Source organism: Halomonas caseinilytica (assembly GCF_001662305.1).
Lineage (GTDB): Bacteria > Pseudomonadota > Gammaproteobacteria > Pseudomonadales > Halomonadaceae > Halomonas > Halomonas caseinilytica.
This window is the reverse complement of record NZ_BDEP01000004.1, coordinates 156,720-169,861: the sequence shown is the minus strand read 5'-3', so window position 1 is coordinate 169,861 and position 13,142 is coordinate 156,720. Positions and strand designations below refer to the sequence as shown.

The following is a 13,142-nucleotide window of genomic DNA, read 5'->3' as shown; positions in this document are numbered from 1 at the left end:
AGCAAAGTGGTGCTTATGTTCAAAAGAGAGGAGGGAAGGATGGCGGATCGTCTAGCGCCATATCGTGCCGGGATGACACGGCCGCCGGCGCCTGATGAAGAAGGCGACGGTGATGTGGCGGTACAGTCGTCCGAGCCGGAGCTGGCGCATCCGCCGATGTACAAGGTGGTCTTGCATAATGACGACTTCACCCCAATGGAGTTTGTTGTCGAGGTGCTGCAAACCTTCTTCCACATGGACAGCGAGACCGCGGTTCAGGTCATGCTGGCGGTACATACCCAGGGCAAGGCCACCTGTGGCATCTTTACCCGGGATATCGCGGAAACCAAAAGCCACCAAGTCAATCAATATGCACGAGAGTGCCAGCATCCGTTGCTGTGCGACATCGAGGCGGCGGACGATTGAGCATCGGCATGGTCCAAGGGCGTATGGCGACGTAGCGTTGGTGAGATGACTTGCAACGCTGCCGTTTGTGCCCGATGTTGATGATGCCGGACCGAGAAAGATCCGACGCAAGCCCTAAGCGGCGAGAAGGGGACTGCCATGCTGAGCAAAGAACTTGAACTGACCCTCAACACGGCCTTTACCGTAGCGCGATCCAAGCGTCACGAGTTCATGACCGTGGAGCACCTGCTGCTGGCTCTGCTGGACAACGCCTCCGCGGCGGATGTTCTCAAGGCCTGTGGGGCCAATATCGACAAGCTGCGGTCCGACCTGCAGGATTTCATCAATTCCACTACGCCGCTGATCCCCGAGGACCAGGGGGATCGCGAGACGCAGCCGACGCTGGGCTTCCAGCGCGTGCTGCAGCGTGCCGTCTTCCATGTGCAGTCCTCCGGCAAGAGCGAGGTCACCGGTGCCAATGTGCTGGTGGCGATCTTCTCCGAGCAGGAGAGCCAGGCGGTCTATTTCCTCAAGCAGCAGAATGTGGCCCGGGTGGATGCCGTTAACTACATCGCCCATGGCATTTCCAAGATCTCCGGTCACGACGAGAATGCCTCATCGTCGCCGTCGCCCGATGCCGAAGAGGCCGAGGAAGCTGGCGGCGAGACGAGCAGCAATCCGCTGACCGGCTACGCCACCAACCTCAACGAGCAGGCGCGCATCGGCAAGATCGATCCCTTGATCGGTCGCGACCATGAGCTCGAGCGAGTCGTGCAGATCCTGGCGCGTCGTCGCAAGAACAATCCCCTGCTGGTGGGTGAGGCTGGTGTCGGCAAGACGGCCATTGCCGAGGGGCTGGCCAAGCGTATCGTCGAGGAGGACGTGCCCGACGTGATCGGCGATGCCGTTGTGTATGCCCTCGACATGGGCGCCTTGCTCGCCGGCACCAAGTACCGGGGCGATTTCGAGAAGCGCCTCAAGGGGCTGCTGGCCGAATTGCGCAAGCAACCCAACTCGATCCTGTTCATCGACGAGATTCATACGGTGATCGGCGCCGGTGCGGCCTCTGGTGGCGTGATGGATGCCTCCAATCTGCTCAAGCCGCTGCTTTCCTCGGGAGAGCTGCGTTGCATCGGTTCCACCACCTTCCAGGAGTTCCGGGGCATCTTCGAGAAGGATCGGGCGCTGGCGCGCCGTTTCCAGAAGGTCGATGTGATGGCGCCTTCGGTGGACGACACCGTCCGCATCCTCAAGGGGCTGCGGTCGCGCTTCGAGGAACACCACCAGCTCAAGTACACCGATGAGGCGCTCGAGACAGCCGCGAGGCTGGCGGATCGCTACATCAACGATCGCTTCCTGCCGGACAAGGCCATCGATGTCATCGACGAGGCGGGTGCACATCAGCGCCTGCTGCCGCCAGAAGTGAGGGTCGACTGCATCGACGTGGATCAGGTCGAGGCCGTGGTGGCTTCCATCGCCCGTATCCCGCCGAAGAGCGTGTCCAGCTCGGATCGCAAGCTGCTCGAGAATCTCGACCGCGATCTCAAGATGCTGGTGTTCGGTCAGGACGAGGCGATCGATAGCCTGTCCGCGGCGATCAAGCTGTCACGTGCCGGACTCAAGTCGCCGGACAAGCCGGTGGGCAGTTTCCTGTTCGCCGGTCCGACCGGGGTCGGCAAGACCGAGGTGGCCCGACAGCTGTCGCATATCATGGGTATCGATCTCGTGCGTTTCGACATGTCGGAGTACATGGAGCGCCATACGGTGTCGCGGTTGATCGGGGCGCCGCCGGGATACGTCGGCTACGACCAGGGTGGGCTGTTGACCGAGGCGATCACCAAGCAGCCGCATTGCGTGCTGCTGCTCGACGAGATCGAGAAGGCGCATCCCGAGGTCTTCAACCTGCTCCTGCAGGTCATGGATCATGGCAAGCTGACCGACAACAACGGCCGTGAGGCGGACTTCCGCCATGTAATCCTGATCATGACATCGAATGCCGGGGTCGAGCTGGCCACGCGCCGCTCCATCGGCTTCCAGACCCAGGATCACTCGACCGATGCCATGGAGGAGATCCGCAAGACCTTCTCGCCGGAGTTCCGCAACCGCCTGGATGGCATCATTCAGTTCCACTCCCTGCCCACCGAGGTGGTGCGCAATGTGGTGGACAAGTTCCTGGTCGAGTTGCAGGCCCAGCTGGACGAGAAGCGCGTGCAGCTCGAAGTGGACGAGGCGGCTCGGGATTGGCTGGCCGAACGCGGCTACGATCCGGACATGGGGGCGCGTCCGATGGCTCGCCTGATCCAGGAGAAGCTCAAGAAGCCATTGGCCGAGTTGATCCTGTTCGGGGAACTGGCCGAGCATGGCGGCGTGGTGCATGTCAGCGTCGAGGACGGCGAGTTGCACCTGGCCTCGGAATCGGAGCTGGCCGACGCGCCCTGAGGCGGCGCGTCAAGCGCTCCCGTGAACCCACGCCCTGTCTTCGGACGGGGCGTCGTTCGTTTCCGGGACGACATCGAGGGCCGGCGGGGAGCCGCGAGCGCAGTAACCTGTGCTTCCTTAGCGGGAACGGTAGACGATACGCCCCTTGGAAAGGTCATAGGGAGTCAGCTCGACCTTGACCTTGTCGCCGGTCAGGATGCGGATATAGTTCTTGCGCATCTTGCCCGAGATATGAGCGGTCACGACGTGGCCGTTCTCGAGTTCGACCCGGAACATGGTGTTGGGAAGGGTATCGACGACGACGCCTTCCATTTCGATATGGTCTTCGCGTGCCATATAGGCGATTCCTCGCTGGTGATGACGAACAACAAAGCGGCACGATATACGACGGAAAGCCGTCTGTGCCGATAAGGATAGCGCGATATTGTGCCGCATGCCGGCCGTCAAGGCAAAAGGTAGGACGGCTCAATCGAGGATCAGGCGTCGCCATTGACGACCATCGAGTCGTTCCAGGGGGCGAAAGTTCTGCTTGTAGGACATCTTGCGGCATTCCTGGATCCAGTATCCCAGGTAGACGTGGGGTAGACCCAGGTGTCGGGCGCGCTCGACCAGGCTGAGGACCGCGTAGGTACCGAGCGAGCGGCGTTCGAACTGGCTGGCCGGATCGAAGAAGGTATAGATCGCCGACAGCCCGTGCTCGAGCTGGTCGAAGGCGGAGACCGCGAGCAATCGATCGCCCAGCCGCAACTCGAGCAGCTTGGCGTAGTCCTGGTCCAGGGTCAGGAAGGTGCGGTATTGCTCGTAGCTCGGCGGATACATGTCGCCGTCGCTGTGCCGGGTGCGAATGTAGTGGGCATAGAGCGAATAGTGCTCGGCATCGAAGGCGGCGGGACGCACGTGTTCGCTCAGATCGGCGTTGCGATGCATGAGCTTGCGCTGGGTGCGACTCGGCGAGAAGTCGTTTACCGGAATGCGGACCGAGACACAGGCGTTGCATCCCTCGCAATGGGGGCGGTAGAGGTGATGGCCGCTACGCCGGAACCCCATCAGTGTCAGGGCATCATAGACGCCCACCCCCGGAGACTGCTGAGGATCGAGAAACAAGGTGGTCGCCTCGCGCCCCTCCAGATAGCTGCAGGAATGCGGCACGGTCAGGAAGAACCGCAGGTCGCGTATCGGCTGCCGGGGAGTATTACTGCTCAAGGCTGCCGTCTCCTCTCGTCCGTGGCTCCGTCATGATAGCCTCGCCGAGTCGTGTGAACGACCAGGTCGGCGGGGCGATGGCATTCGACGCCAGCAGGTGCTCGCCATCCGGCATGTCACCCAGCCACTGTTCAAGATAGCCGATGAATTCGGCCCGGGCGATGTCCCGGGCGCCGAGACTGGCCAGGTGGGCGGTGTGCATCTGGCAGTCGATGAGGCGTCCGCCATCGCGGGCCATGGCCCGTGCCAGCGCCACCAGGGCGATCTTGGAGGCATCGGTCGCGCGCGAGAACATCGACTCGCCAAAGAAGACGGGCCCCAGTGCAATGCCATAGAGTCCGCCGACGAGAGCGCCATCGTGCCAGACTTCCACCGAATGCGCCGCCCCGAGATCGTGAAGTCGGCCGTAGGCCGTGCGCATTTCATCGGTGATCCAGGTGCCTGGTTGATCGCGGCGCGGTGCGGCACAGGCGCTGACGACGGCATCGAAGGCGGTATCGGCGGTGACGTGGAACCCGCCGTTGCGCAGACGCTTGGCCAAGCTGCGACGTACCCGGATCTCGCCGGGCAAGAGTACCATGCGGGGGTCCGGGCTCCACCATAGAACGGGTTGCCCCTCGCTGTACCAGGGGAAGATGCCGCGTCGATAGGCGGTGAGCAGCCAGGCCGGACTCAGGTCGCCACCCGCGGCCAGCAGACCGCCGGGGTCGTCCAGGGCCGTATCGACAGGCGGAAAACGGATGGGGTGCTCGGGCAGCCAGGAGAGCATGCGGAATCTTTCCTTGTGTCGGGGAGGATAGTGTGACGGGCAGCAGGGCGGCACTCAAGTCGTCGAGGCCCCTGTGACGGTGCGCCCAGGCTCGGTATGATTGGCCTTTGTAGAATCTGGAAGACGCCATGTGGCGCAAGGGGATGGCCGCTTGACTGCCAAGAAGAAGTCCGCGCCGCACGGTCGTGCGGCGAATGCCAAGGAAACGGCCAGACGCTTCGGCCTGCGGCTGCAGGGATCGGCCCGCGAGGGTGTGGTGATCCTGCTGCTGGCGGCCTGCGTGTTTCTGCTGCTGGCCTTGTTCAGTTTCGATGCCGGCGACCCCGGGTGGTCGCGAAGTGGCCCGGAGACGGAAGTCGCCAACTGGATGGGGGCCTTCGGCGCCTGGCTGGCCGATGTGCTGTACTCGCTGTTCGGGGCCAGCGCCCTGTGGTGGCCCGCCATGCTCGGGTTTGCCGCCTGGTGGTTGATACGTTCGCGACAGGTGGATTTCGAATGGGATGCCACCCTGCTGGCGGTGCGGTGTGGCGGGCTGGTGCTGTTGCTGCTGGGAACCACCACACTGGGCGCCTTGCACTTCTATCGCCCCGACAGTCCCTTGCCCTATGCAGCAGGGGGTATCCTCGGCGAAGGCCTGGTCGGCGCTCTGCTGCCCATGCTGGGCAGCGGCGGGACCTCGTTGCTCGCGTTGGCCGCCATGCTATGCGGGGTGCCCCTGTTCACGGGCCTGTCCTGGCTGACCATCATGGATGAGCTGGGGCTGCGTGCCATGGCGCTGTGGCGCTGGGCATCGAGCCGTTTTGCCCTGCAGCGCGAGGCGAGCGATACCGAAAAAGCTGCATCGGAGCCGCGGCACGGCAGTCGCCAGCGATCGGCGTCATCCGAGGATGATGCGACAGAGAAGGACGCGGAAGAGAAGGGCGCGGAAAAGAAAGCGGAAGACGAGAGCGAGCCGCTGCGTGGCGCTTGGTGGCGGCGTCTCGTGCCTGGGTTCGACAGCGGCGAGTCGCCGGTTCTGGAAGGGGCGGGGCGTCGCGATCCCGGCTTCGGCAATGATGGTAGAACCGAGATTCCCTGGGAGGTGCCCGACCGCACGCCTTCGGCCAAGCGCCCCGAGGCGGCCTATACCGCTCAGGCTTCCTGGGAGCCCAAGGAGCCGACGATCTCCCTGACGCCGGCAAGTGCCGAGCCATCGCGCCCCACGGCCGAACGTGAGTCGAGCGAACCTTCGGCTCCCCGAGCCTCGGCCTTCGTCGCGCCGCCGTCCTCGGCCAGGGAAAGCACCCCGACGGATACCAAGGACTCGGACGTCTCGACGTCGAGCGAATCTCCGTCGCTGCGCGAGCCTCGGACGCCACACCGGGTGCCGGAAACCGTTCCCGAGCCGATCCTGCCGGATGATGACGAGATTCCGCCATCCTTCCATGGCACGTCTGCTGCATCGGCGCCCGCGCCGTCGTCCGAAAGCGAGTCCGGCGTCGATGACACGGCATCGAGCGCGCTGGACGAAGCACCGCAGGAGCCGTCCGGGTCCGTGTCGACCGGTGCGCCTGACAGTGATGTCCGAGAGGGCGGAGGCAGCGATGTTCGCGACTCTGGGGGCGGTGATATCCGCGCCTCCGGAAACAGCGAGCCCCGGATGACCGAGGCCGCCGAGGCTCCGTCGATGTCGATGCCGGAGGAGGGCGCCACGCCGCCCGCGTCATCCGGCGACAGCGGCGATGAGACGCCACAAGTCGCTACGGCCGACCAGGCGCGCGAGGCCGCCGACGAGCAGGGGCCGGCCCTCTGGACCGTGGAGCACCTGCAGAGCCAGCGACCCTCCTTCGAGGAATTTTCCGAGCCGGATGGCGAGCTGCCGAGCTTGCGCGTGCTGACGCCACCGGAGCCGCATCAGCCCAACTACACCGACGAGCAGCTGGCCGAGATGGCCGAACTGCTCGAGACCCGGCTACGTGAGTATGGGGTCAAGGCCGAGGTGGTCGATACCTGGCCGGGACCGGTGATCACACGGTTCGAAATCAAGCCGGCGGCAGGGGTCAAGGTCTCCAAGATCAGCAACCTGGCCAAGGACCTGGCACGCTCGCTGATGGTCAAGAGCGTACGCGTGGTGGAGGTGATTCCGGGGCGGCCCACCGTGGGCATCGAGATTCCCAACCCCCATCGCGCCATGATCCGCCTGCGTGAAGTGATCGATTCCGACCGCTATCAGCACGAAGCCTCGGCGCTGACCGTGGCGCTCGGACAGGACATCGGCGGTGCTGCCGTGGTCGCCAATCTCGGCAAGATGCCGCACCTGCTGGTGGCCGGGACCACCGGGTCGGGCAAGTCGGTGGGGGTCAATGCCATGTTGATCTCCATGCTGCTCAAGGCCCGGCCGGACGAGGTCCGCATGATCATGGTCGATCCCAAGATGCTGGAGCTGTCGGTCTATGACGGCATCCCGCACCTGCTGGCGCCGGTGGTCACCGACATGAAAGAGGCGGCCAATGCACTGCGCTGGTGCGTGGCCGAGATGGAGCGCCGCTACAAGCTGATGGCCGCCATGGGGGTGCGCAACATCGCCGGCTTCAACGAGAAACTCGATGAGGCCGAGCGTGCCGGGGCCCAGGTCGCCGATCCGCTGTGGGAGCCGCAGCCCTGGGAGATGCATCAGGCGCCGCCGGTGCTCGAGAAGTTGCCCTACATCGTGGTGGTGATCGACGAATTCGCCGACATGTTCATGATCGTCGGCAAGAAGGTCGAGGAGTTGATCGCCCGCCTGGCCCAGAAGGCCAGGGCTGCCGGCATTCACCTGATCCTGGCGACCCAGCGGCCATCGGTGGATGTGGTAACCGGCCTGATCAAGGCCAACATCCCCACCCGCATGGCCTTCCAGGTCTCCTCACGGGTCGATTCGCGCACCATCCTCGACCAGGGCGGTGCCGAGAACCTGCTGGGGCACGGCGACATGCTCTACCTGCCCGCCGGGGCCGGCATGCCGACCCGAGTGCATGGTGCCTTTGTCGATGATGACGAGGTGCACCGTGTGGTCGAAGACTGGAAGCGGCGGGGCGAGCCGGAGTACATCGACGAGATCCTGTCCGGAGGCGTGTCCGCCGATGCCCTGGCCGGCCTCGAGGCCGAGGGCAGCGGCGATGGCGACGATGCCGAGCAGGACGCTCTCTACGATGAGGCGGTACAGTTCGTCACCGAGAGCCGGCGCGCCTCGATCTCGGCGGTACAGCGGCGTTTCAAGATCGGCTACAACCGGGCCGCACGGCTGGTCGAGGCCATGGAGTCGGCTGGCGTGGTCTCGACCATGGGCACCAATGGGGCCCGCGAGGTGCTGGCACCACCGCCTGTCGGCGACTGACGACCATCGTGCAACCACCATGCAAGTTCGGGCGGGGACGCAACTCGCCCGGATCGTTGGGGTCCGAACGAGACAGGACGCCACCACGGACCCGTTCAGGGAGATGACGACATGACAGTGAAGAAGAGCCTCGCCGCCGGTGCCTTGCTGGCCCTGACACCACTCTCGGCGATGGCCGATGACGGAGCCGAGCGGCTGACGCACATGCTCGAGCCGGTCAAGACCTATGTGGCCGATTTCGACCAGGAGATTCTCGACAGTGGCGGGCAGCGCCTCCAGGAGGCCAGTGGCCGGATGTGGCTGGCACGCCCGGGGCACTTCCGTTGGGAAGTGGATGCACCCTACGAGCAGGTCGTGGTGTCGAATGGCGAGGAGGTCACGCTTTACGACCCTGACCTGCAACAGGCCACGGTACAGGCGCTCGACGAGCGCGTGACCCATACGCCGGCGCTGCTGCTGTCCGGCAGTACCGATGAGTTGACCGAGAGCTACGAAGTGACCCGTTCGCAGCAGGGCACGGCGGAGACCTTCACGCTGACGCCACGCGAAGCCGACACCCTGTTCGAGTCCTTGAAGCTGACCTTCTATGGCGAGATCCTCGGTCGCTTGCAGATGACCGATAGCACGGGGCAGCGCACTGCCATCGAGTTCGATGATGCACAACAGAACGTGGAGGTGGACGATTCCCGCTTCACGCTCGAGTTGCCATCGGGAACGGATGTGATTCGCGAATCGCCCTGAGGGAAGGGCCTCCTGGCCCCGTTCGTCTCATGGCATCATCGCCCCCGCCGGTCATCCGGTGGGGGCGATGTCGTTCTCGACGCGGCTTCAGGCGGGACGAGGAGCGTGAAGGCGTTGACGTCCCAGGCGGCGGTGAACGGCCAGTGCCGAGGCGAGCAGGAGCATGCCGAACAACGCCAAGGCCGACGCATGTCCGAGCCGGTCCACCAGGGCGCCGGTCGCCACGACCGGCAGACTGAAGCCGATATAGGCCATCAGGAAGAACCCGGCGCTGGCACGAGGTTGCTGGTTCTCGGTGGCATCGAGAACGCCGCTCAACCCGCCCAGATAGATGAAACCATAGCAGGCACTGCTGGCGGCCAGGGCGCCGACCAGAACGCTGCCGAGGCTGCCTGCGAGTGCTCCCCAGGCAATCAGTGCGTAGGCAGATGGCAGGATGAGCAGGCCTAGCCGAACGGAGGTCACGGATGTCAGGCGTCTCGCCAGTGGCTGGAACAGTACACCCCCGCTGCAAATACCCAGGGTCACGAATCCGGACCAGTCGGACAGGCCATGCCGGGCGAGGGTATCGGGAAGAATGGCGATGACCAGACCCACGGTCGCCCAGGCCAGCAGAATCGACAGGCCGAACGGCAGGCTGCCCGGTGGATAGGCGGGGAGGCGCAGCATCGGGACGCTGCGGGAAGCCTCGCTTGTCTGGTCATCGAGGCCCAGCAAAAGGAGCAGGGCGAGGCCCGACATGGCCAGAGACAGCCACAGGCTGGGAGGCGTCAGGCTTGGCTCGTGCAGCAGGAAGGCGCTGGTCATGGCCGCGCCCCAGCCGAAGCCCAGGGAAGTGCTGGCCGTGACCCAGTTCGTCGGGCGCCGGCTGTCCGTGGCGCCGAACAGCGACAGCATGTAGGCGGGTGCCGATATCGAGGTCAGGGCGGCGGCGATCCCCATCAACAGGCGAGCCAGGCCGAGGCTGACGACGCCCGGTGCGATCAGGGTCAAGGCGGTGGCGGCGCCGCACAGGCTGAGCGCGGTCACGATCAAGGCCCGTCGGCCCACGCGATCCGGAAGGCCGCCGAGCAGGATCAATACGGGCAGGATACCGGCCACGTAGGCGGCAAAGGCGAGTGAAGTGGCGGTGACACCGAGCCCGTCATGGGCGGCCAGGGCCGTATAATAGGGCGCCTGGAGATTGACGGCGGTGGTGATCGTGAAAAGGGCAAAAGCGAGTCGCAAGGCATCGAGAGTGCGCATGAGAGATTCCAGTGGCAGAGTTGATGACTGCCAAGCTCTCACTGATGCCCGCCGCGGATAAGATACACTCACGGACGATTTTGTGGGAACTGTTCGGGATTTTGCCGGAACGGTGGACGGAGGAAAGGCTATGCGATTGGAGATCGACCCGGGCGCGGACAAGCCGCTGGTTCAGCAGGTGACCGAGGGCGTTCGGGACTGGGTCGAGCGGCACGGCGCCGGGGGAGTGCGCTTGCCTTCGATCCGGCGTCTTGCCGGTGAATTGGGCGTCAGTCGCAACATCGTCATCGAGGCCTACGAACGGCTGGTTGCCCTGGGGTGGATTCGTTCCCGGCCGGGCTCGGGCTTCTATGTGGCCGAGCGTGTCGTCGCCGCCGACGAGCAGGGCGCTCGCAGTGGCATGGCGGATGTGTCGGGCGAGATGTGGAACCAGTTCCAGGAAGAGGGCGATTCCCTGAGGCTGGGATGCGGCTGGCTGCCCAGCGACTGGCGGGAGGAGGACGTGTTCGCCCATGCCGTGCGGCAGGTGACGCGGCACTCGTCGAAAGGGCTCTTCGACTACAGTACGCCGCTGGGCTCGCCGGAACTGCGCATTCTGCTGCAGGAGCGCTTGAGGCGGCTGGCCATCGAGGCCGACACCAACCAGTTGCTCATGACCGGCGGCGCTAGCCAGGCACTCGACATCATCGTGCGCTGGCTGCTGCGGCCCGGTGATACCGTCCTGGTCGAGTCTCCGGGGTATTACAATCTGTTCGGCTTGCTGCATTTGCACCGCGTCAGGGTCGTCGGGGTGCGACGCACCGCGGAAGGGCCGGACCCCGAGCATCTCGAGGCCTTGCTCAAGCAATATTCGCCGAAGCTGTTCTTCTGCAACAGTGTCTTCCACAACCCGACCGGCACCACGCTGAGTCCGACCGTGGCCCATCGCGTCCTGCAACTGGCCGAGTGGTACGACATGCGAATCGTCGAGGACGACATCTACGCCGATTTTCAGTCATCGCCCTCGCCTCGGCTGGCCTCGCTGGATGGCATGCGTCGGGTGATCTATGTGGGCAGTTTTTCCAAGAGCCTTTCCTGTTCGCTGCGCGTCGGTTTCATCGCCGCCCCACCGGCGTTGATCAAGCCCCTGGTCGACGTGAAGATGCTGAGCAACATCGCGACCTCTCCGTTCGCCGAGCAGGTCGTGGCGGCCTTGTTGCGCAATGGTGCCTATCGCAAGCTGATGGAGCGGTTGAGGATCAGGCTTTCAGGGCAGATGGCCACCGCCATGGCGCTGGTGAAGGAGGGCGGCTGGGACATGTATGCCATGCCCCAGGGTGGCATGTTCCTGTGGTTGCGGCACCCGATGGTCGAGTCGTCCGGCGAACTGGTGGCACGGGCGCACGGGAAAGACATACGCCTGTCGCCGGGCCAGGTCTTCTTGCCCGATGCCGCCGATTCGCCCTGGCTGCGGATCAATGTGGCCTATACCAATGATCCCCGTGCAGTGGAATTCTTGACCGAGCCGGTTTGACTCAGCCGTCTCCTCGATCGGCCGCGTCGTCGAGGCTGGCCCGCCAGGCCTGCATCTGCTGGAAGCGTTTTTCCTGGCCGTATTCGCTTGGCGCGAAGAAGCGCTCGTAGGGCACGTCCTCCGGCCAGCAATCATGTTGACGGCCCGCAGGGTAGCCGTTGGGTTCGTTGTGAGCGTAACGATATCCCTCGCCATGGCCGAGGGACTCCATCAATTGGGTCGGCGCATTGCGCAGATAGGTGGGCACTTCCAGGCGTGGCTGGGCGGCAACGAACTGCTTGGCACGCTTCCATGCCTGGTCGATGGCATTGCTCTTGGGTGCCACTGCCAGATGAATGGCGGCATGGGCGATGGCGCGTTGGCCTTCATAGTCGCCCAGGCGCAGATAGGCATCCCAGGCGGCCATGGCCAGCGGCAGGGCTCGGGGGTCGGCATTGCCGACGTCTTCCGAGGCGATGGCGGCAAGGCGGCGAATCACGTCCAGGGGGTCGCCGCCTCCCTGCATGAAACGTGCGATATAGAGCAGGGCCGCATCCGGTCGCGAGGAGCGTACCGACTTGTGGATCGCCGAGAGCAGGTCGTAGTAGTGATCGCCTTGTTTGTCGAAGGCGCTGGCCTGGTGGCCGATGACATCCTCCAGGGCGGCACGGGGTAGCCGCTCGCCATCGCCTTCCGGCTCGGTGAAGTCGCAGGCGGTTTCCAGCAGCCCCAGGGCGCGACGGGCATCGCCGGCCGCGGCACGGGCCAGCACGTGCAGGACCTCGTCATCTACGGCGATGCGTCGGGCGCCCAGGCCTCGTGTCTCGTCGGCGAGGGCGCGCTGCAGTACCTCGACTACGTCGTCATCGGTGAGCGCCTTCAGGACATGCACCCGAGCCCGGGACAGCAAGGCCGAATTGACCTCGAAGGAGGGGTTCTCGGTGGTGGCGCCGATCAGCGTCAGCAGGCCGGATTCCACGTGGGGCAGCAGGGCATCCTGCTGGCTCTTGTTGAGCCGGTGGATCTCGTCGAGAAACAGCAGGGTGCTGCGATCCTGACCCTGGGCCACCCTGGCGCGATCCACGGCTTCCCGAATGTCCTTGACGCCAGCCATCACCGCCGAGAGTCGCTCGAGATGGGCGCCGGACTCCTCGGCCAGGATCTCCGCTAGGGTGGTCTTGCCGGTGCCGGGCGGTCCCCACAGGATCATCGAGCGTACCGTGCCGGTCTCGACCATGCGCCGCACTGGCTTGTCCGGACCGACCAGTGCCTGCTGGCCCACATAGTCGGCGAGACGGCGAGGCCTTATGCGCCAGGCCAGGGGCGCGTTCTGGTCGGAGGTGGCTTGCTGGAACAAGTCCATGTCGAGCTCCTTGGGGGTGCCGAATGAAAGACATGATGAACGGGATAGGCAAAGATGGCATCCAGGGTCTAGCTTGATAACTCCGTCGTCCCGACTTGGGGAACCCTTGCCGAGAAGGCGCGTCCAATTCTAGGTGCCTTCCATCCATGCC

Annotated in this window: 10 protein-coding genes; 5 read left to right on the top strand and 5 right to left on the bottom strand. The window is 64.7% G+C overall.

The genetic code is table 11. The features are described from left to right. The first annotated feature begins 39 nt into the window (after positions 1 to 39). Both clpS and clpA read left to right on the top strand, forming a co-directional pair. Positions 40 to 405, top strand: a complete 366-nt coding sequence (gene clpS, locus A9O65_RS02635; protein WP_064698145.1) for an ATP-dependent Clp protease adapter ClpS — start codon at positions 40 to 42, stop codon at positions 403 to 405. Between the two features lie 138 nt (positions 406 to 543). Further along, a complete protein-coding gene (gene clpA / locus A9O65_RS02630; protein WP_064698146.1) occupies positions 544 to 2,823 on the top strand; it encodes an ATP-dependent Clp protease ATP-binding subunit ClpA in 2,280 nt (759 codons plus the stop codon). A gap of 117 nt (positions 2,824 to 2,940) precedes the next feature. Here clpA and infA read toward each other — a convergent pair whose 3' ends face one another. From infA to aat, 3 genes are all read right to left on the bottom strand, one after another. Further along, positions 2,941 to 3,159, bottom strand: coding sequence for a translation initiation factor IF-1 (gene infA, locus A9O65_RS02625; RefSeq protein ID WP_013332816.1), 219 nt, complete (start codon positions 3,157 to 3,159; stop codon positions 2,941 to 2,943). Positions 3,160 to 3,288: 129 nt separating this feature from the next. After that, complete coding sequence (locus A9O65_RS02620; RefSeq protein WP_064698147.1) at positions 3,289 to 4,026, bottom strand: arginyltransferase; 738 nt, start codon at positions 4,024 to 4,026, stop codon at positions 3,289 to 3,291. Further along, entirely contained in the window at positions 4,016 to 4,795 is a 780-nt protein-coding gene (aat, locus tag A9O65_RS02615; protein ID WP_064701278.1) for a leucyl/phenylalanyl-tRNA--protein transferase, read from the bottom strand. The genes A9O65_RS02620 and aat overlap by 11 nt, the downstream gene beginning before the upstream one ends. Positions 4,796 to 4,946: 151 nt before the next feature. On the opposite strand from aat, the gene A9O65_RS02610 reads away from it, so the two are divergent. Continuing rightward, positions 4,947 to 8,150, top strand: a complete 3,204-nt coding sequence (locus A9O65_RS02610) for a DNA translocase FtsK (protein WP_064701337.1) — start codon at positions 4,947 to 4,949, stop codon at positions 8,148 to 8,150. Positions 8,151 to 8,261: 111 nt separating this feature from the next. After that, on the top strand, positions 8,262 to 8,891 hold the full coding sequence (gene lolA / locus A9O65_RS02605; RefSeq protein WP_064698149.1) for an outer membrane lipoprotein periplasmic chaperone LolA: 630 nt from the start codon (positions 8,262 to 8,264) through the stop codon (positions 8,889 to 8,891). A gap of 87 nt (positions 8,892 to 8,978) precedes the next feature. Here the strand turns inward: lolA and A9O65_RS02600 are convergent, their stop codons facing one another. Next, on the bottom strand, positions 8,979 to 10,136 hold the full coding sequence (locus A9O65_RS02600; protein ID WP_064701277.1) for an MFS transporter: 1,158 nt from the start codon (positions 10,134 to 10,136) through the stop codon (positions 8,979 to 8,981). Positions 10,137 to 10,266: 130 nt separating this feature from the next. On the opposite strand from A9O65_RS02600, the gene A9O65_RS02595 reads away from it, so the two are divergent. After that, entirely contained in the window at positions 10,267 to 11,649 is a 1,383-nt protein-coding gene (locus tag A9O65_RS02595) for an aminotransferase-like domain-containing protein (RefSeq protein WP_064701276.1), read from the top strand. Position 11,650: 1 nt separating this feature from the next. On the opposite strand, the gene A9O65_RS02590 is transcribed toward A9O65_RS02595, so the two are convergent. Beyond that, positions 11,651 to 12,991, bottom strand: a complete 1,341-nt coding sequence (locus A9O65_RS02590; RefSeq protein WP_064701275.1) for a replication-associated recombination protein A — start codon at positions 12,989 to 12,991, stop codon at positions 11,651 to 11,653. Positions 12,992 to 13,142 lie beyond the last annotated feature (151 nt).